Annotated in this window: 17 protein-coding genes; 3 read left to right on the top strand and 14 right to left on the bottom strand. The window is 63.7% G+C overall.

Features of this window, described 5'->3' with window-relative positions; all coding sequences use genetic code 11:
* Window positions 1-16 precede the first annotated feature (16 nt).
* Window positions 17-1198 (bottom strand): acetyl-CoA C-acetyltransferase, encoded by a 1182-nt coding sequence (locus PQR67_RS11225; protein ID WP_408458334.1) that lies wholly within the window; start codon window positions 1196-1198, stop codon window positions 17-19.
* Window positions 1199-1329: 131 nt separating this feature from the next.
* Window positions 1330-3144, bottom strand: coding sequence for a class I poly(R)-hydroxyalkanoic acid synthase (phaC, locus tag PQR67_RS11220; protein ID WP_408458774.1), 1815 nt, complete (start codon window positions 3142-3144; stop codon window positions 1330-1332).
* Window positions 3145-3349: 205 nt separating this feature from the next.
* On the opposite strand from phaC, the gene PQR67_RS11215 reads away from it, so the two are divergent.
* Window positions 3350-3625 (top strand): hypothetical protein, encoded by a 276-nt coding sequence (locus PQR67_RS11215; protein WP_408458331.1) that lies wholly within the window; start codon window positions 3350-3352, stop codon window positions 3623-3625.
* A 72-nt stretch (window positions 3626-3697) separates the two neighbouring features.
* Here PQR67_RS11215 and pgeF read toward each other — a convergent pair whose 3' ends face one another.
* Together pgeF and PQR67_RS11205 are read right to left on the bottom strand one after the other, a co-directional pair.
* A complete protein-coding gene (gene pgeF, locus PQR67_RS11210) occupies window positions 3698-4555 on the bottom strand; it encodes a peptidoglycan editing factor PgeF (protein WP_408458329.1) in 858 nt (285 codons plus the stop codon).
* Window positions 4552-5835 (bottom strand): RluA family pseudouridine synthase, encoded by a 1284-nt coding sequence (locus tag PQR67_RS11205; RefSeq protein WP_408458326.1) that lies wholly within the window; start codon window positions 5833-5835, stop codon window positions 4552-4554. Before PQR67_RS11205 ends, pgeF begins: the two co-directional genes overlap by 4 nt.
* A gap of 38 nt (window positions 5836-5873) precedes the next feature.
* On the opposite strand from PQR67_RS11205, the gene PQR67_RS11200 reads away from it, so the two are divergent.
* Window positions 5874-6734: an outer membrane protein assembly factor BamD gene (locus tag PQR67_RS11200; RefSeq protein ID WP_408458323.1), complete on the top strand. Its 861-nt coding sequence runs from the start codon at window positions 5874-5876 to the stop codon at window positions 6732-6734.
* Window positions 6735-6854: 120 nt separating this feature from the next.
* Here the strand turns inward: PQR67_RS11200 and rlmD are convergent, their stop codons facing one another.
* From rlmD to surE, 6 genes are all read right to left on the bottom strand, one after another.
* On the bottom strand, window positions 6855-8273 hold the full coding sequence (gene rlmD, locus PQR67_RS11195) for a 23S rRNA (uracil(1939)-C(5))-methyltransferase RlmD (RefSeq protein WP_408458320.1): 1419 nt from the start codon (window positions 8271-8273) through the stop codon (window positions 6855-6857).
* Window positions 8274-8427: 154 nt separating this feature from the next.
* Window positions 8428-9204, bottom strand: coding sequence for a 3'-5' exonuclease (locus tag PQR67_RS11190; protein ID WP_408458317.1), 777 nt, complete (start codon window positions 9202-9204; stop codon window positions 8428-8430).
* Window positions 9205-9208: 4 nt separating this feature from the next.
* A complete protein-coding gene (gene rpoS, locus PQR67_RS11185; protein WP_408458314.1) occupies window positions 9209-10291 on the bottom strand; it encodes an RNA polymerase sigma factor RpoS in 1083 nt (360 codons plus the stop codon).
* Between the two features lie 11 nt (window positions 10292-10302).
* Window positions 10303-11232, bottom strand: a complete 930-nt coding sequence (locus tag PQR67_RS11180; protein ID WP_408458311.1) for a peptidoglycan DD-metalloendopeptidase family protein — start codon at window positions 11230-11232, stop codon at window positions 10303-10305.
* 5 nt (window positions 11233-11237) lie between these two features.
* The gene (locus tag PQR67_RS11175) at window positions 11238-12317 is read right to left on the bottom strand and encodes a protein-L-isoaspartate(D-aspartate) O-methyltransferase (protein WP_408458308.1); all 1080 of its coding nucleotides are present in this window, start codon (window positions 12315-12317) and stop codon (window positions 11238-11240) included.
* The gene (gene surE, locus PQR67_RS11170) at window positions 12314-13072 is read right to left on the bottom strand and encodes a 5'/3'-nucleotidase SurE (protein WP_408458305.1); all 759 of its coding nucleotides are present in this window, start codon (window positions 13070-13072) and stop codon (window positions 12314-12316) included. The genes PQR67_RS11175 and surE overlap by 4 nt, the downstream gene beginning before the upstream one ends.
* Before the next feature lie 227 nt (window positions 13073-13299).
* On the opposite strand from surE, the gene PQR67_RS11165 reads away from it, so the two are divergent.
* Window positions 13300-14274 carry an NADPH:quinone oxidoreductase family protein gene (locus PQR67_RS11165; RefSeq protein WP_408458302.1) on the top strand — a complete coding sequence of 325 codons (975 nt, stop codon included), beginning with the start codon at window positions 13300-13302 and terminating at the stop codon, window positions 14272-14274.
* A 124-nt stretch (window positions 14275-14398) separates the two neighbouring features.
* Here PQR67_RS11165 and PQR67_RS11160 read toward each other — a convergent pair whose 3' ends face one another.
* The 4 genes from PQR67_RS11160 to PQR67_RS11145 form a co-directional block, all read right to left on the bottom strand.
* Window positions 14399-15631, bottom strand: a complete 1233-nt coding sequence (locus PQR67_RS11160) for a CaiB/BaiF CoA transferase family protein (RefSeq protein WP_408458299.1) — start codon at window positions 15629-15631, stop codon at window positions 14399-14401.
* Between the two features lie 117 nt (window positions 15632-15748).
* Complete coding sequence (recR, locus tag PQR67_RS11155; protein WP_120348694.1) at window positions 15749-16345, bottom strand: recombination mediator RecR; 597 nt, start codon at window positions 16343-16345, stop codon at window positions 15749-15751.
* Window positions 16346-16438: 93 nt separating this feature from the next.
* Window positions 16439-16765: a YbaB/EbfC family nucleoid-associated protein gene (locus PQR67_RS11150; RefSeq protein WP_007182071.1), complete on the bottom strand. Its 327-nt coding sequence runs from the start codon at window positions 16763-16765 to the stop codon at window positions 16439-16441.
* Window positions 16766-16828: 63 nt separating this feature from the next.
* A partial coding sequence (locus tag PQR67_RS11145) for a DNA polymerase III subunit gamma/tau C-terminal domain-containing protein (RefSeq protein ID WP_408458295.1) occupies window positions 16829-18286 on the bottom strand: 1458 nt, incomplete at its 5' end.

Here is an 18286-nt window from a genome sequence, read left to right as displayed (position 1 = left end):
GGGGCTCGAAACCCGGTTAAGCGCGTTCGAGCGCCAGCGCCACGCCCATGCCGCCGCCGATACATAGCGAAGCCAGCCCCTTCTTCGCATCGCGCTTCTGCATTTCGTGCAGCAGCGTAACGAGAACCCGGCAACCGGACGCGCCGATCGGATGGCCGATCGCAATCGCACCGCCGTTCACGTTGATCTTCGACGCGTCCCAGCCCATTTGCTGATTCACAGCTAGCGCTTGAGCGGCAAACGCTTCGTTGATTTCCATCAGATCGAGATCGGCCGGCGTCCAGCCCGCGCGCTCGAGACAGCGACGCGACGCGGGCACCGGGCCCATGCCCATGATCTTCGGATCCAGACCCGAGGTGGCGTAAGCCTTGATACGCGCGAGCGGCTTGAGGCCGAGCGCTTCGGCCTTCTTCGCCGACATCACCAGCACCGCCGCCGCGCCGTCGTTCAGGCCCGACGCATTGGCCGCCGTGACCGTGCCTTCCTTCGAGAAAGCCGGCTTCAGACCCGCCAGCGCTTCAGCCGTCACGCCGTGACGCACGAACTCGTCCGTTGCGAAACGCAGGGGTTCGCCCTTGCGTTGCGGAATCTCCACCGGCACGATTTCGTCGTTGAAACGGCCCGACTTCTGTGCTGCTTCCGCCTTGTTCTGCGACAGCGCCGCGAACGCGTCCTGCTGCTCACGCGTGATGCCGTATTCCTTGGCGACGTTTTCCGCCGTCACGCCCATGTGGTACTGGTTGTAGACATCCCACAGACCGTCGACGATCATCGAGTCGATCAGCTTCGCGTCGCCCATGCGAAAACCGTCGCGCGAGCCCGGCAGCACATGCGGCGCGGCGCTCATGTTTTCCTGACCGCCGGCGATCACGATGTCCGCATCGCCCGCGATGATCGCATTGGCCGCCAGCATCACGGCCTTCAGACCCGAGCCACACACCACGTTGATCGTCATGGCGGGCACCGCCGTAGGCAAGCCCGCCTTGATCAGCGACTGACGCGCCGGGTTCTGACCCGAACCGGCCGTCAGCACCTGCCCCAGAATCACTTCGCTGACCTGCTCCGGCTTCAGACCAGACCGTTCGAGCACGGCGCGAATCACGGTGGCGCCGAGTTCCGGCGCGGCGATCTTTGCCAGCGACCCACCGAATTTGCCCACTGCCGTACGAGCGGCCGATACGATCACAACATCAGTCATTTCCATATCCTCCGGGCACATCGGCCAAATAGGCCGTAGCCCGTCAAGTTAAAAATCTTGTTGCTCATGCGCCCTCGCCCAGCCGGACGCGCATTCCTACCGCCAGACAACCGCGCCCTCAGGCGCTAACCCTACTCCCGTTGCCGCACGTAACGCCCAGGCGCCGGTTCGATCACCGGGAATTCGGCGGAGCCGGCCGCGGCGCGCGGCTTCACTTTCTTGCCGCCAAACTGGTCGAGCCACGTGGTCCATTCAGGCCACCAGCTGCCAGGCACTTCGGCCGCCTGATCGAGCCATTCGTCCGGGCTTTCCGGCAACGTTTTGACATCGCCTTCCAGCGTCCAGTAGTTGCGCTTTTTCTTCGCCGGCGGATTGATCACGCCCGCGATATGACCCGACGCGCCAAGCACGAACTTCAGCGGCCCGGCGAGCAGCGGGGCCGACGCGTAGGCGGTTTGCCACGGCACGATATGGTCTTCGCGTGAACCGTAGATGAAGGTAGGCACGTCGATCTTCGAGAGATCGACCGGCTCGCCGCAGGTGGTCAACGCACCCGGCTCGCGCAGACGATTCTCGAGGTACGTGTTGCGCAGATACCAGACATACATCGGGCCCGGCAGACTGGTCGAGTCGCTGTTCCAATACAGCAGATCGAACGGCACCGGCGTGCGCCCTTTGAGGTAATTGTCGACGACGTAGTTCCACACCAGATCGTTCGGCCGGAGGAACGAAAAGGTGTTGGCGAATTCGATGCCGCGCATCAATCCCGGGGTGCCGCCGTTCTTGCCGCCGATGGTCTGCTCGCGCATCTGCACATGCGCCTCGTCGACGAATACGTCGAGCACACCGGTGTCCGAGAAGTCGAGCATTGCGGTGAGCAAGGTCATCGACGCCGCCGGATGCTGGCCGCGCGCTGCCGCCACCGCCAGCGCCGTGGCCAGCATGGTGCCGCCCACGCAAAAGCCCAGCGTGTTGATCTGCTCGCGACCGCTGATCTTGCTGACGGTTTCGATCGCCTTGAGGACACCCTCGCCGATATAGTCGTCCCACGTCTTGCTCGCGATCGACGCATCCGCGTTGCGCCACGAAATCAGGAACACCTGATGCCCCGAATCGAGCCCGTGCGCGACCAGCGAGTTCTCCGGTTGCAAATCGAGAATGTAGAACTTGTTGATGCAGGGCGGCACGATCAGCAGCGGCCGCTCGCGCACGGTGGCGGTGCGCGGCTTGTACTGGATCAACTGCATCAGGTCGTTCTCGAACACGACCGAGCCTTCGGTGTTCGCGAGATTCTCACCGACCACGAAACGCGATTCGTCTGTCTGCGAAATCTTGCCGCGCTGCATGTCACCCAGCAGATTCATCACGCCCTGCCGCAAGCTCTCGCCCTTGCTATCGAGCAAGGTCTTTTGCGCTTCCGGATTCAACGCGAAGAAGTTGCTCGGCGATGCGGCCGCGGTCCATTGCTGAACCGCGAACCGAACGCGCTCGCGCATCTTCGGTTCGGTTTCGAGCGCGTCGACCATTTCCTGCAGATAGCGCGCGTTCAACAGATACCACGCAGCGGTAAATGCATAGGCCGGTGTCGCGCTCCACGCCTCGGAACTGAAGCGGCGGTCCTTGAGTTCGGGGGCTTTCGTCGTGGAACTCGCCGCCTGCTGGATCAGCTCCATTGCCTCGCGCGAATAATCGGCTTGCAGCTTTTGCAGACGCTCCGATGGAATCGCGGCGCTCGGAACATTGAGTCCGGCGAATGAAGGCATGGACGGCAGAGATCCCGCAGCCAGTTTGCTGAAGTCAGGCATGCCCGGGAGCGACGGCATGTGCGGCAGGCCCATTTGCGGTACCTGAGGCATTTGCGGCATCGGGAAAGGCGCGCCGTTGCCACCGGGCGGAGTGCCGAGCGAACGCCATGCGTTCGCCCAGGCGTCGAATAGCTGCTGCATGCCTGCGGCCGGTGTTGCGCCGCTCGTACCGGCCTGCTGCGTGTGCTCCGTTGAGGAGTCCGTGCTGGGGGAAGCTGAGGAATGTGATGCTGCCATACCTGCTTTTGACCGGTAAGTCCTTGCGGACGGGTTGAGAGGCAGGTTCGTGCGCACGCGGGCGATTACTCGCGACCTCGTCACGCCCTGTCCCATATACGAGGAGCTCGTGAGGAACATTCTTGCTCCCCATCGCAAGGCATGTCAATGCTTGTTCCCGATTTTGCCGCAGTGCGATAGTTTTTTAATTATCGTTTTCCCTGTGTGGCAGATCGCGCTTTTGGGGCATGGGTTTATCGGTACCGATGAAAACGGAAAAACCTCTCATACTGCCCGGTCTTATTTCAATTTATCCGTTCGCACTCAAACACTTTCGGCGACAGATTTACGCATGCGCGACGAATTCCGGCAGCGCAGCAAAATAACGTGCCGCGCCTCCGAATAAACCCTCATACGTATGTTGGCAGCCAGGCGTCGCGCCCACCGCAGCCGGCGCCATGGCAACTGACTAACGGACTTATTCCGCGATCGTCTGCGCCTGATTGTCCAGCCAGATCAGGGCGGCCATGCGACCGGTCTCGCGATCGCGGCGATACGAATAGAAGCGTTCGCGCTGCGTGACCGTACACAGATCGCCGCCGGCGATGCGCGTCACGCCGAGCCGCTGCAAGCGCAAGCGCGCCAGTGCCGCGAGATCGGCGAGATATTTGCCGGGGTTGTGCGGATGCGTAACGAATGCATTCGCGGTGGCCTCCCGTTGTACACCGCCCACGCCATTCATGAAGGCGTCACGCACATCTGCCCCCACCTCGAATGCGTCCGGCCCGATCGCCGGGCCGAGATAGGCGCATAACGACGAGCTCTCCACGCCGGCGAGGTCGGCCACGCGCTGTGCAGTCTGTTCGACAATGCCTGCGGCGAGACCCCGCCAGCCGGCATGGGCCGCACCGACCGCGCGGCCCGCTTCGTCGCACAACAGCACCGGCATGCAATCGGCGACCATCACGACACACATCGTGCCGGGCCGATCGGTGACGCTGGCGTCCGCTCGTGTCGGCCCGCCGCTTGCCTGAGTCTGCGCGAGCACATCCTCCGCACGCACGATGCCCGCGCCATGAATCTGTTCGAGCCACGCGGCCTCGCCTACGCCTGCCAGATTCAGCAGCCGCGTGCGATTGATCGCGACCGCGGCCGGATCGTCACCCGCTTTCATCCCCAGATTCAGGCCGCCGGGCTGATCCACGCCGTTCTGCCAGCGGCCGAACGGCGGCTCGCTCACGCCACCGTCACGGGTGGTGACGAGCGCCCGCACCCGCGGCGACACGTTCCACGCGGGTTGCACGACATCGGCAAAGCTCAGCTCGGGCAAACTCATGCGTGATCGTCCTCGTCGTGCTGGTCATGTTCATCGTCTTCGGCAGAATCGCCGTCGCCGGGTGTTTCGTCTTCGTCGGCATAGTCGTCCAGCGAGGCGTCGTAGTCGTCTTCCTCGTAGTACGTCTCGTCGAACTCGCCGGCGTCATCCCGCCCAAGACCGAGCGCCGCAGACAGCACCTGCATGTCTTCCGGCGCATCGGCGCGCCATTGCATGGTGCGGCCGGTTTGCGGATGAATCAGGCCGAGGCGCCATGCATGCAGCGCCTGACGCGCGAAACCGTCCGGCAACGGCGTCACTGATCGCTTGCCGCGCGCGCGCCCATACACCGGATCGCCGAGCAGCGGATGGCCGATGTGCGCGCAATGCACGCGAATCTGATGGGTACGGCCGGTTTCCAGATCGCAATGAATCGCGGTGACCGGCTGCCGCTGCCAGATCGCCGTATCCACACGCCGGAAATGCGTGCGCGCCGCTTTGCCCGACGCGCTCGTGACCACCGCCATGCGTGTGCGTTCGCGCGGATCGCGGCCGATCGGCGCGTCGATCGTGCCCTCTTCGGGCATGTTGCCCCACACTAACGCGAGATAACGGCGCTTCACCGTGCGCGCCTGAAGCTGGCGCACCAGATCGGTCTGCGCTTCGAGCGTGCGCGCCACCACCATCAGACCGGAGGTTTCCTTGTCGAGCCGATGGACGATGCCGGCCCGCGGCAGGCCCGCCGCGGCGTCGCCGTAGCGGTACAGCAGCCCGTTCAGGACCGTGCCGCTCCAGTTGCCGGCCGCCGGATGCACGACCATGCCGGCCGGCTTGTTGATGACCACCAGCGTATCGTCCTCGTAGACGATGTCGAGCGGTACCGGCTCGGGCGTGAACGCGAGTTGCTCCGGCAGCAGATCGGGCACGAGCTCGATGGTCGCGCCAAGCGGCACCGGCTGGCGGATTTTGGCCGGCTTGCCGTCGATGCGCACCCGCTCCGACTCGATCCAGCTTTGCAGCCGGTTACGTGAAAACTCCGGAAAGACCCGGGCGAGCACCTTGTCGAGGCGCTCGCCGGCCATTTCGTCAGGTACGACGACGCTGCGCGGCGACTCGTCCGCCACGCGGCTCGCCACCGTCGGCACCATGCTTTGCGGGCCGGCGGCGGCCAGTGCGTCGCTGGCGAGATCGTCGTCGAGGGAATCGACGCCCAACGCGTCGGAGGGGTCAGCGCTTACGCTATAATCTTTGTTGCTATTCCCGGCACCGGTTACGGTACCTGGAGTATTTGAGCGGGTCATTGAGTCTGGGTCACCTGGACGTAAAGCTAGACTGGAAAATGCGAGCCTTGAACACCATCACTAAAGCGGCGATCAATTTGGCGGCCATCAAGAAGGCGGCCCGGAAAGTGGCCGGATACATTGCGTGCGCCGCAGCCGTCGCCGTTGTTGCGGCTTGCCACGGCCTGCCGGAAAAAACCGACGAGACGGCTACGTGGAACAACAACAAATTATATACGGAGGCGAACGACGCGCTGACCGGTGGTGACTTCGGCAAGTGCGCCAAGTATTTCGAGATGCTCGAAGGCCGCGATCCGTTCGGCCACTTTGCCCAGCAAGCGCAGATCAACGTCGCGTATTGCAACTGGAAAGATAACGAAAACGCCGCGGCCGACCAGGCCATCGACCGCTTCATCCAGTTGCACCCGGATCACCCGGACATCGCCTACGCGTACTACCTGAAGGGCATGATCCACTTCAACGACGACCTCGGTCTGTTTGGCCGCTTCTCCGGTCAGGACATGAGCGAGCGCGATCCGAAGTCGCTGCGCGAGTCGTATGACGCGTTCAAGGTCGTGGTCGACAAGTACCCGAACAGCAAGTATGCCCCGGACGCCGCGCAACGCATGCGCTATATCGTGAACGCCCTGGCGTCGCACGAAGTCCACGCGGCCGATTATTACTACCGCCGTGGCGCTTACGTCGCCGCGATCAACCGCGCACAACTGGCGTTGCGAGAGTACAAGAACGCACCGTCGATCGAAGACGCACTGCACATCATGATGCTGTCTTACCAGAAGCTGAATCAGCCGCAACTGGCCGACGACACGAAACGCATTCTGGCTGGCACCTTCCCTGACAGCCCGTATATCACGGGCCATGCAAGGCCGGGTAAGGAAAAGTCGTGGTGGCAGTTCTAAGCCTCGACCACGCGCTTTAAGAAAGCGCCAAACAGAAAACGCCACGATTTCGGTCGTGGCGTTTTTGTTTGTGGCGTGCCGGCAGCTCATGCACACCAGGCGGGTTGACAGCGAGCGCCCTCAGTCCCGCTCGAACAACGCAATCGACTCCACATGCGACGTGTGCGGGAACATGTTCACCACCCCTGCGCCCACCAGCCGGTAGCCCGCATCATGCACCAGGATGCCCGAATCGCGAGCGAGCGTGGCCGGGGCGCACGACACGTAGACGATACGCTTGGGCAACGGCCCATTGCCGCTCTGCGCGATCTCCGCGAGCGCCCTGGCGACGGCCAGCGCGCCTTCGCGCGGCGGGTCGATGAGGAATTTGTCAAAATGACCGAGAGCGCGCATATCGTCGGCGGTGATATCGAACAGGTTGCGGCAAGCAAACGACGTATGGCCCGCCACACCGTTCAGCTCGGCATTGGCCAGCGCACGCGAAGTCAGCACCTCGCTGCCTTCGATACCCACCACTTCCTTCGAAATTCGCGCGAGCGGGAGCGTGAAGTTACCGATTCCGCAGAACAGATCGAGCACCCGGTCCGTGCTGGACGGGGCCAGCAGACGCAGCGCGCGGCTCACGAGCACGCGATTGATTGCGTGATTCACCTGAGTGAAATCGGTCGGCTTGAACGGCATCCGGATGTTGTATTCCGGCAGCGTGTAGTCGAGTTGCGCGTCGAGTGGATAGAACGGTGTGACCGTGTCAGCGCCGCCCGGCTGCAACCACCACTGGATCTTATGTTCGTCGGCGAACTCTCGCAGCACCTGTTCGTCCGCGGCAGTGATCGGCGCGAGATTGCGCAGCACCAGCGCGGTGACCGAGGAGCCGACCGCCAGCTCGATCTGCGGCATACGGTCGTATATCGACAGCTTGCGGACCATGAAGCGCAGCGGCATCAGCATCGCCGACACATGCGGCGGCAACACCTCACAGGTCTTCATATCGGCGATGTAGCCGCTCTTCTTCTCGTAGAAGCCGATGCGCATGCCGCCCTTTTCCGGCAGATAGCGCACAGCCAGACGCGAGCGGTAGCGATATCCCCACGCCGGCCCCTGAATCGGCCGGAACACCGTCTCCGGGCGCAGCTTCGCCAGGTGCTGGAAATCGTCTTCGAGCACGCGCTGCTTGGCGGCAATCTGGGCGCGGATGTCGAGATGCTGCATCGAACAACCGCCGCAGGTGTCGAAGTAGGTGCACTTCGGCTTGGTGCGCAGCACGCTTTCGCGAAACACCTGGACAACCTCGGCCTGCTCGAACTTCGCCTTGCTGCGATGCGTCGAGTAGCTGACGCGCTCGCCGGGCAACGCGCCTTCGACAAAAATCACCTTGCCGGGCGTACCGTCTTCGCTCTCGACGCGGCCGACGCCGCGCGCTTCCATGTCGAGCGAAACGATTTCGATGATCGGCTCATTGCCGGTAATGACGCGCGCCTTGACGGGAGCGGGCGCCTTCTGGCGCTTGGGCGAGCGACGTTGGGGGGCAGTTCGGGACACCTGCGACTTCCTGACAACTTGGGGAAAGGCGAGATTGTAGACGAAGCGCCGCCGTTACCAACGATTTGGCGCGGCTGCGGCGGCTAGCGCCTGCCTGCCCACGTTATGACCGGTTCGCTTGCTGCGAACCGCGTCGCCATCGGAATACTGCGGCTTATTGATCGAATGCGGCCAGATATTCGGCCCACTGCGGCGCCGTTTCCAGCGCTAATGCATTCTTGACCAGGTTGATCTCGTCAGCATACTCTTCAGCCGAAAACGCGCCGCGGATCAACTGGAAGCGGCAATACAGCAGGTACGTGTTGACGACGTCGGTCTCGCAATAATTGCGGATTTCTTCGATGCGCCCTGCCTGGTATGCGTGCCACACCTGGCTGCCGTCCATCCCCATCTTGCCGGGGAAGCCGCACATCTTCGCGAGCGCGTCGAGCGGCGCGTTGGCGCGCGCCTGGTACATCGCCAGCACGTCCATCAGATCAGTATGACGCGCGTGATAGCGGCTGATGTAGTTGTTCCACTTGAACTCGCGGTCGTCCTCGCCGAGGTCCCAGAAACGGGACGCCGGGATGCCGTTGATCAGCGCGCGATAGTTCAGCACCGGCAGGTCGAATCCGCCGCCGTTCCACGACACGAGTTGCGGCGTGTACTTTTCGATCACGCGATAAAACGACTGCACGAGCGCCGCCTCACCGTCTTCCAGCGTGCCGAGCGAGCGCACGCGAAAACCGTTGTTGTCGCGGAATACACAGGAAATCGCCGCGATCCGCTGCAGGTGGTGCGGCAGGAAATCGCCGCCGGTCTTTTCGCGGCGTGCCGCGAAAGCGTGCTCGGCGACTTCGGCGTCGCTCAGCGTGGCGGGCAAATCTTCGAGGCGGCGAATGCCGGCGACATCGGGAATCGTCTCGATGTCGAAAACAAGAATCGGTGTCATCAGCTTAGAGAACGGCGTCCTTCCGAACACCGTTGGAGGCGAAGAAGCGCTTCAACCGCACCAGCGCTTCCTGTTGGATCTGGCGTACACGCTCGCGCGTGAGGCCCATTTCGTCGGCCAGCTCTTCGAGCGTGGCGGGCTCGATGTGGTTCAGCCCGAAGCGGCGCTCGATCACATGACGATGCTTGTCCGACAGGCGCGCGAGCCACGCACGTGTAAGCGTTTCCAGCTCGCGATGCTGCACTTCGGCATCCGGCGACTGGCTTTGGTCGTCGGACAGCAGATCGAGCAGGCTGCTCGCCGGATCGAGATCGAGCGGCGCGTCGAGCGACGCGGTGTGCTCGTTCAACGCGAGAATGTCGGTAACTTCGTCGGTGGTCTTGCCGGTCAGATAGGCAATGTCGTCGATGCTGGCGTCGCGGCGCTCGGCTGCTTCGCCGGAATTCATCGAATTTTTTTCCAGATGACGCTTCGCGCGCAGCACCTGGTTGAGCTCACGGATCACGTGCACCGGCAAACGCACGGTGCGCGCCTGGTTCATGATCGCGCGCTCGATGCTCTGGCGAATCCACCAGGTGGCATAGGTCGAGAAACGGAAACCGCGTGTGGGATCGAATTTCTCGATGGCGTGCATCAAGCCGAGGTTGCCCTCCTCGATCAGATCGAGCAACGGCACCCCGCGGTTCAGGTAGCCCTTCGCGATGCTGACGACGAGCCGCAAATTGCGCTCGATCATCACTTGCCGCGCCTCGAACTCGCCGGCCTTCGCCAGACGCGAATACTTCTGCTCTTCCTCGACTGTCAGAAGCGGCTTGACGCTAATGCGGTTCAGGTAATGCTGGATCGTGTCGGCCGTCAGCTCGGCTTGCAGCAGCGCGCGAAAATCGTCCACGTCGGGCGCGGCGTCGCGCGTGCTTTCGCGGGCCTCGCCGGCTTCTTCCGCGCCGCCCTGGTGTTCATCGAGATCGCGTTCCTCGACGATCTCTTCTTCCGCCTCCGAAACGCCGCCGTCCTCCACCGAAGCGGACGTGACGCGGCTAATCGTCTCAGACTCGGCTTGCGGCAGGCGGCGTTTCGATTTCGGCATGGTTGTATCGCTTATTGCGGCGGCAAATACTTCAGTGGGTCGACAGGTTTACCCTGCCGGCGAACTTCGAAATGCAACATCACGCGGTCGGAATCGCTATTGCCCATCTCAGCGATCTTCTGCCCTTTGGTTACCGCATCCCCCTCTTTTACCATCAAAGCGCGGTTGTGTGCATACGCTGTGAGATAAGTTGCATCATGCTTGATGATAATGAGATTGCCGTAACCACGCAGCCCATTTCCGGCATAAACCACGCGTCCATCCGCCGAAGCCTTGACGGGATCGCCAGCCGCGCCGCCGATATTAATACCCTTGTTGGTCGAATCGTTGAACGTGCCGAGCATCGGCCCCCGCACCGGCCATGCAAACGCAATGTTGCCGGACGCGCCCGCACTCGAGTCGCTCGTGGCGCCCGGGTTGGCCGGCGGCGTTGCCGACGCGTTCGCACCCGAGCCATAGATCGGCGGCGTCGCGACACCTGCAGTGGCACCGGCTGACGGCGTGCTGCCAAGCGGCGCGCTCTGCACCGCACCACCGCCGATCGGCGCCGTCGCTACACCCGGCGTGAGCGCCGCGGTGTTCGCACCCGGCGGCACGACGCGCAGCAACTGATCGACTTCGATCTGATTCGGGTTAGTGAGATTGTTCCACGCCGAAATATCGCGATAGTTCTGGCCGTTCTCCAACGCGATCCGGTACAGCGTATCGCCCGGCTTCACGCGGTAGTAGCCCGGCGGCGGCGGTCCGAGCGGCACGGCCGGCTGTTGCGCGGCTTGCGTGCCGAGCGCGCCGCTGCCGGAGCGATCGACGACGGGCGCCTGATCGAGGCGGGTCGCACAGGCCGACATCAACAGGGACAAGGCGAGCACGCACACGCTACGCTGGGTTACGGTCATAGGGATAGTCAGTCTGGTTCTTTGCATCGCGCGCAACATACTCATCGGTGTCAAATCACTCCGGATTTTAAGGGTACAAAGAAAACGCGATCAAGCCGCGACTCGCGCCACTGCGCGGGTCCAAGGCGCTCGACCAGGGTCAGCACCTGGTTCTGCCCTTCCTGCGAGCCGACCGGCGCGACCAGACGGCCGCCGATCGCGAGTTGTTCAAGTAATGCTTGCGGTACGTCGAGCCCCGCCGCGGCGATCACGATCGCATCGAACGGCGCCGCCGACGGCAGCCCCAGGCGACCGTCGCCGTAATGCAACCGGATGTTCGGAATGCGCAGCGGACGCAAGTTTGTCTTCGCGCGTTCGGACAGCGGCTTGATGCGTTCAATCGAATAAACATCGCGCGCGACCTGGCTCAGTACCGCTGCCTGATAGCCGCAACCTGTGCCGATCTCGAGCACGTTGTTCAACGCGCGCCCGGCGGCGGCCAGTTCGATCATCCGCGCGACCACGGAGGGCTTGGAAATCGTCTGGTGATGGCCAATCGGCAGCGCGGCATCTTCATAGGCCTGGGCCGCGAGACCCGGGTCGACAAACATGTGGCGCGGCACAACCGACATCGCGTTCAACACGCGCTGATCGGTCACACCGTTCGCACGCAGGCGTTCGACCATCCGTTCGCGAACCCGTTCCGAAGTTAGCGCCAAGGCGCCGTTCAACGCGACATTCGGTGTGGCGCCGCGGTCGCTGGGTTTGGCAGTGGGCTTGCCTACCGGCACCAGTTTTGGCGCGGCGCGCCCAGCCGAACCTTGCGCAACGGTTGCTGCGTGAGGCTTGGCTTGCGACCTGTTCGAGGCATTGCCTCCCGCGCTCACCGGCGCTTTCAGGGGGCCTTTGACTTGCGGCTTCGTTTGCGACGTCGGCGGCGTTTGGGTCAGCGCCCTCGCCGGCGGCTTCGCCGGGGCCTTCCCCGCGGAGCCCGATGGCGAATTTTTCGCCGGTTGCTGGCGTGCATTCAGTGCCGCGCTCGCGGCGAGTGCCGCCGCGCGTACTTCGCCCGGACGACCTTCGGCCCTGCGCGGTTCGCGCACCAGGTCCTCGAGGCCGAGCGGGAAGCGCTTTGCGCGCTCGCTGGTCATGAAGCGCCGCTGCCGGCGCGTGCCCAGTCGCGCGCTGCAGGCAGCATTTGCGTGTGGGTCAGGTCGAGTTGCAGCGGCGTGATCGATACCTGGCCGTTCGCGACAGCATGGAAATCGGTGCCTTCGCTCGCATCGCGCGCACTGCCCGACGGACCGATCCAATAGATCGGTTCGCCGCGCGGGTTGGTCTGGCGGATCACCGGCTGCGACGGATGCCGCTTGCCGAGACGCGTGATGTGCCAGCCGCCGAGTTGCTCATACGGCAGGTTCGGAATATTGACGTTCAGGAGCGGATGCCCCGGCAACGGTTGTTTGAGGTAGTGCGCGACGATCTCGGCGGCAACACGTGCTGCGTCTTCGAGATGCACCCAGTCTTTGTCGACCAGTGAGAAGGCGATGGCCGGCACACCGAACATGATGCCTTCGGTGGCGGCGGCGACGGTGCCCGAATAGAGCGTGTCCTCGCCCATGTTCTGGCCGTTGTTGATGCCCGAGACGACGAGGTCCGGCGTGTGGTCCAGCATACCGGTCAGCGCGATGTGCACCGAATCGGTTGGCGTGCCGTTGACGTAGTAAAACCCGTTCGCCGAGCGCAGTACTGAAAGCGGGCGCGACAGCGTCAAGGAATTGGACGCGGCGCTGCAGTTCTGCTCCGGGGCCATCACGGTGACGTCCGCCATCGGCTTGAGCGCTTCGTAAAGCGCGGCAAGGCCGGGCGCCAGATAGCCGTCGTCATTGCTGAGTAGGATTCGCATCCGGCGATTGTAACCGAGGAAAGAAGGCACGCGAACGACACGGCAGGCAGCGCGCGCGTGTCATGCAAAGCGCACGCGTCAGACCTCGCGCCGACGGGTATCGCCCCCGTGGACACACGGCTTCGAGTGATAAAAACGCACGATCGTGCGGATTGTTTTACACTCAGAATAGTTGTGACGCCCCAAAGGAAATCTTTTCGGGGGACCTTGATCGATATGGAGACACGATGCGCGCGATTCGCTGCAACCAATACGGGCCGCCGGAGAGCCTGGTCGTCGAAAACCTGCCGGATCTCGAGCCGCCGCCCGGCCACGTCGTGATCGACGTCAAAGCGGCTGCCGTCAACTTTCCCGATGTGCTCATCATCGAGAACAAATACCAGTTCAAGCCACCCCTGCCCTTTACGCCCGGCTCGGAAGTCGCGGGCGTCGTGCGCGCGGTCGGCGCCGGTGTGACGCAGTTCAGGCCAGGCTCGCGGGTGGTCGCGTTCACCGGTTCGGGCGGATTTGCGGAGCAAGCGCTGGCGCCCGTCACAGCGTGCGTGCCGCTGGCGGACGGCGTCGAATTCGAACTGGCCGCCGCGTTCACGCTCGCCTACGGCACATCGCATCACGCGGTGGTCGATCGCGCTCAGTTGAAGGCCGGTGAGACGATGCTGGTGCTGGGTGCCGCGGGCGGCGTCGGGCTCGCCGCGGTCGAGATCGGCAAGGCGCTCGGCGCGCGCGTGATCGCGGCGGCGTCGAGCGACGAAAAACTCGCCACCTGCGTGAAGCACGGCGCGGACGCCACCATCAATTACAGCACCGAAGACCTGCGCGAGCGCATCAAGGCGCTGACCGACGGCAAAGGCCCGGACGTCATCTACGATCCGGTCGGCGGCGTGTATGCGGAACCGGCGTTTCGCAGCATCGGCTGGCGCGGGCGTTATCTGGTGGTGGGGTTTGCGAACGGCGAGATTCCCAAGTTGCCGCTCAACCTGACGCTGCTCAAAGGCGCGAGCCTCGTCGGCGTGTTTTGGGGTGACTTTGCAAAACGCGAGCCGCAACACAATCACGCCGCGTTCGAGCAGATGACCGGCTGGATACGTGAAGGCAAGCTCAAACCCTATGTGTCGGCGCGTTATTCGCTCGATGACACCGGCCGCGCGTTGCGTGATATGGCGGAGCGCCGGGTGATCGGGAAGGTGGTGATTACGCCTTGAGCGTCGGCTGCCACACTTTCAATCTACGCTTCATCGAGCAACCCGTTAAAGCGGCGCGCGGTTTTGGAACCGCGCGCGGATGACTACAGCTTCTCCGTATCACCCGATTTCGGCTGCCACTTACTCACACGATCTGTTGCGCGTGCAACCTTGCAATATCGTCAGAATCATAACCTAGCGATTGCAGGACTTCATCGGTATGTTCACCCAGTTCCGGGCCTAACCAGCGCGTTTCACCGGGCGTTTCCGAGAGCTTCGGCGTCACTGCCGGCAGCGTGATTTCCTGGCCGTCCTGCCACTTGAAGCGCTGGATCATCTGGCGCGCCATGAATTGCGGATCGGTGAACATGTCCGCGACGCTGTAAATACGGCCGACCGGCACGTCGGCGGCGTTCAGAACCGCGAGCGCTTCGTCGATGGTACGCGTGGCGAGCCACGCGGCGATTGCGCCGTCGATCTCCTGAGTACGCGGCACGCGGCCGTCGTTGTGCGCCAAGGCCGGATCGTTCGCCAGGTCTTCGCGTTCGATTGCGATCATCAGGCGCTTGAAGATCGGATCGCTATTGCCGCCAATGACGATGCTGCCGTCGCGGCAAGGATACGTGTTCGAGGGCACGATGCCCGGCAGCGACGCGCCGGTGCGCTCGCGCACCATGCCGTACACGCCATACTCCGGCACCACGCTTTCCATCATGTTGAAGACCGCCTCGTAGAGCGCGACGTCGACGACCTGCCCTTTGCCGCCGTTCACCTGCTTGTGGTGCAGCGCCATCAATGCACCGATCACACCGTGCAACGCGGCAATCGAATCGCCGATCGAAATGCCGATGCGCGGCGGCGGCAAATCCGGATAGCCGGTGATGTGACGCAAGCCGCCCATCGATTCCGCGATCGCGCCGAATCCCGGCCGGTCGCGATACGGCCCGGTCTGGCCGTAGCCGGACAGACGCACCATCACGAGCCCCGGGTTCTCCGCCGACAGGACGTCATAACCGAGGCCGAGCTTCTCCAGCAAACCCGGCCGGAAATTCTCGACGACGATATCGGCCTCTTTCGCCAGACGCCGCACGATCTCCTTGCCCTCTTCGGCTTTCAGATTGATCGTCACGGATTTCTTGTTGCGCGCCTGAACGGCCCACCATAGCGACGTGCCACCGACTTCCGGATAGAGCTTGCGCCATTTGCGCAGCGGATCGCCGCCTTTGGGGTCTTCGATCTTGATGACGTCGGCGCCGAATTCGCCGAGAAAACGCGCGGCGAACGGGCCGGCGATCAGCGTGCCGAGTTCGAGCACCTTGACACCGGCAAGCGGACCTTTGGGCGTGGCAGTGGCGCTGGGATCGGGATTGACGCTCATATGTCTCCTCTGTGTTCTGTTCCTGGCACAAGCGCGGCGCGAGTCTTGCGGATCGATCTCACGCGGCTCGCCCAGACATTGCAGCGCGCCGCGACGTGGCGCTTTCTGTGACTCGCGCTACATCGAGCGCCGGTCGAGCATTGCGCGGGCGATGGTCCCGGCGTCGACATATTCGAGTTCGCCGCCCACCGGCACACCGCGCGCGAGCCGCGTCACGGCAAGACCGCGCGCCTTGAGCGTCTGCCCGAGGTAGTGCGCGGTGGCCTCGCCTTCATTGGTGAAATTGGTTGCGAGCACGACTTCCTTGACGATGCCATCCGACGCGCGCCTGACCAGCCGGTCGAAATGGATCTCCTTCGGGCCGATGCCGTCGAGCGGACTGAGCCGCCCCATCAGCACGAAATAAAGGCCACGATAGGTCATGGTCTGTTCGAGCATGATCTGGTCGGCGGGCGTCTCGACGACACACAACAACGTCGGATCGCGCTCTTCATCGAGGCAGACCTCGCAGATCTGCGCTTCGGTAAAGGTGTTGCACTTCTCGCAGTGCTGCAGATGTTCAGTCGCGAACAGCAACGAGCGGCCGAGTTTTTCGGCGCCGTCGCGGTCGTGCTGCATCAGGTGGTACGCCATGCGTTGCGCGGATTTAGGCCCGACTCCGGGCAGCGCGCGCAGCGCTTCGACGAGCGCCGACAAGGCGGAAGGTTGTTTCATGCGAATCGGCGGTGTCGAAGTGGATGTTGCCGGGTATTCAACTCACACCGCCGCCAAAGCAGCGGCGTGAGTCCATTCTTGCAGCGACGCCGCTCAGAACGGCAGCTTGAAGCCCGGCGGCAGCGGCAGACCGGAGGTCATCCCGCCCATCTTTTCCTGAGCGGTGGCTTCTGCCTTGCGCACGGCGTCGTTGAACGCAGCGGCGACCAGGTCTTCCAGCATGTCCTTGTCGTCGGCTAGCAGGCTCGGATCGATCGATACGCGGCGCACGTCGTTCTTGCACGTCATCGTCACCTTGACGAGACCGGCGCCCGACTGCCCTTCGACTTCGATCAATGCAAGCTGCTCCTGCATCTTCTTCATGTTTTCCTGCATCTGCTGGGCCTGCTTCATCAGCCCGGCGAGTTGGCCTTTCATCATGGACATGCTCCTTCTTGATAGCGTGAAATCCGGAAATCGGGTGCGCCACGCGGGCGCGGCGAATCAGTGGACGGACGGCGCGCCGTTCGGGCCGGCGTCCTGTGTGATCGGGCGAATCGAGCCGGGAACGATGCTCGCGCCGAACTCGCGGATCAGCGACTGCACGAACGGATCGGCGCCGATTTCGCGCTCGGCTTCCTGCTGGCGCTGGGCCCGCATGGCGGCGTCGTGCGCGGCTGCCGTGCGGCGCGCCGGGCCGACTTCGACAAGTACTTCGACGTTCTGGCCGAGCTTGTCGGCGAGCGCGGTTTTCAGTTTGGCGACCTGCGAGGCTTCCGCGTACTGCGGTACCGGCACGTTCAGTTTGAGCGTGTTGCCTTCGAGCGCCATCAGTTCGCTGTTGAAGGCGAGTTGATACGAAATGCCCTTGAGTGGCAGATCGACGGCGAGCGCGGGCCAATCACCCTGAAAACCCAGCGGATCGAGCGGCACGGCGGCGGGAAGCGGCCGCTTGTCGACCACCGGCGCGGGTGTTGGCGCAGGCGCGGCGTTCACGCGGACGTCGTCGGGTCCGCTGTCGAACACCGGCATGTAGTTGTCGTCCGGCAGGCCGTAATAGCCCTCGTCCGCTGCTGTGAGCGGCATATATTCATCGGGCGGCATGTCGTCCCACGGCGCGCTCGACGAGCCGCGTGGTTCCTGGGCATGGGCCTGGGCCTGGGGCGACGGCGCACGCGCTGCCGGTGCGGCGTCCTGTTGCGGCGCCCGGCGTGGGGCGCCCGGCGTCGGCACGTTCACGACAACGCGTGGTGCGGCAGGCTTCGGCGTGGCCGCAGCAGGATTGGTCGCGGCCGCTGCCGTGGCACGGCCACGGTCCGACGACACTTTCAGCCCGGCACTACGCAATACATTGAGCGCATCGCTCGCGCCACCTGCACGACGCGGCGCAATGTCGGCCACCGCTGGCGATTCTTGCGATGCCGCAGCGGGCGCGGCTTGTTCCGCCCGTGTGAACGCGGTGGCGGCCGTAGCGCCAGGCGAAGACGCAGGAGCCGATTCCTGCGGAGCGGCCGCAGCGGGTGGTTCGCCTTGGGCCGGCTCAGTGGGCGCATCGTCCCACGGTGCCAAGGCAGGCGTAGCCGCTACTTTGCTTGCTTCGACCGTTTCAGTTGTTCGGATTGCCGGCGCCGGGGGCGTCGCTTCGTGCATCGGCGCCGTTCGAGACGCATCCGTCTCCGCAGGTACAGGCGGCACCGGATCGCTCAGCTTCGATTCGACGGGCGTCTCGTCCTGCCACGGCGCTAAAGCCGGGGCGGCAGCGACGGCCGCGACCACAGGCGCCGCGTTCGCTTCACCAGCAGCGGGTGCCGGCAGGGAAATGCTGGCCGCTTCTGCAAGCGCGGATTTCGGCGCATCAGCGTTTTCAGCCGCCCTCGCAGACGCTGAGTGCTGCGGCGAATCCGGCGTGGCGGGACGCGCGTCTGCCACGGGATGTGCGGTGCGCACCGGCACAGCGGCGGC

This window comes from Paraburkholderia fungorum (assembly GCF_046026025.1).
Lineage (GTDB): Bacteria > Pseudomonadota > Gammaproteobacteria > Burkholderiales > Burkholderiaceae > Paraburkholderia > Paraburkholderia fungorum_E.
This window is presented reverse-complemented; position numbering and strand designations above follow the sequence as displayed.

Bases quoted from the DNA above. Each gene is read 5' to 3' on its own strand.
- PQR67_RS11225 (WP_408458334.1), bottom strand. From the start codon at position 1,198: ATGACTGATGTTGTGATCGTATCGGCCGCTCGTACGGCAGTGGGCAAA.
- PQR67_RS11190 (WP_408458317.1), bottom strand. From the start codon at position 9,204: ATGACACCGATTCTTGTTTTCGACATCGAGACGATTCCCGATGTCGCC.
- surE (WP_408458305.1), bottom strand. From the start codon at position 13,072: ATGCGAATCCTACTCAGCAATGACGACGGCTATCTGGCGCCCGGCCTT.
- rpoS (WP_408458314.1), bottom strand. From the start codon at position 10,291: ATGCCGAAATCGAAACGCCGCCTGCCGCAAGCCGAGTCTGAGACGATT.
- phaC (WP_408458774.1), bottom strand. From the start codon at position 3,144: ATGCAGCAGCTATTCGACGCCTGGGCGAACGCATGGCGTTCGCTCGGC.
- PQR67_RS11200 (WP_408458323.1), top strand. From the start codon at position 5,874: ATGCGAGCCTTGAACACCATCACTAAAGCGGCGATCAATTTGGCGGCC.
- pgeF (WP_408458329.1), bottom strand. From the start codon at position 4,555: ATGAGTTTGCCCGAGCTGAGCTTTGCCGATGTCGTGCAACCCGCGTGG.
- PQR67_RS11205 (WP_408458326.1), bottom strand. From the start codon at position 5,835: ATGACCCGCTCAAATACTCCAGGTACCGTAACCGGTGCCGGGAATAGC.
- PQR67_RS11175 (WP_408458308.1), bottom strand. From the start codon at position 12,317: ATGACCAGCGAGCGCGCAAAGCGCTTCCCGCTCGGCCTCGAGGACCTG.
- PQR67_RS11165 (WP_408458302.1), top strand. From the start codon at position 13,300: ATGCGCGCGATTCGCTGCAACCAATACGGGCCGCCGGAGAGCCTGGTC.
- PQR67_RS11150 (WP_007182071.1), bottom strand. From the start codon at position 16,765: ATGATGAAAGGCCAACTCGCCGGGCTGATGAAGCAGGCCCAGCAGATG.
- recR (WP_120348694.1), bottom strand. From the start codon at position 16,345: ATGAAACAACCTTCCGCCTTGTCGGCGCTCGTCGAAGCGCTGCGCGCG.
- PQR67_RS11180 (WP_408458311.1), bottom strand. From the start codon at position 11,232: ATGAGTATGTTGCGCGCGATGCAAAGAACCAGACTGACTATCCCTATG.
- PQR67_RS11160 (WP_408458299.1), bottom strand. From the start codon at position 15,631: ATGAGCGTCAATCCCGATCCCAGCGCCACTGCCACGCCCAAAGGTCCG.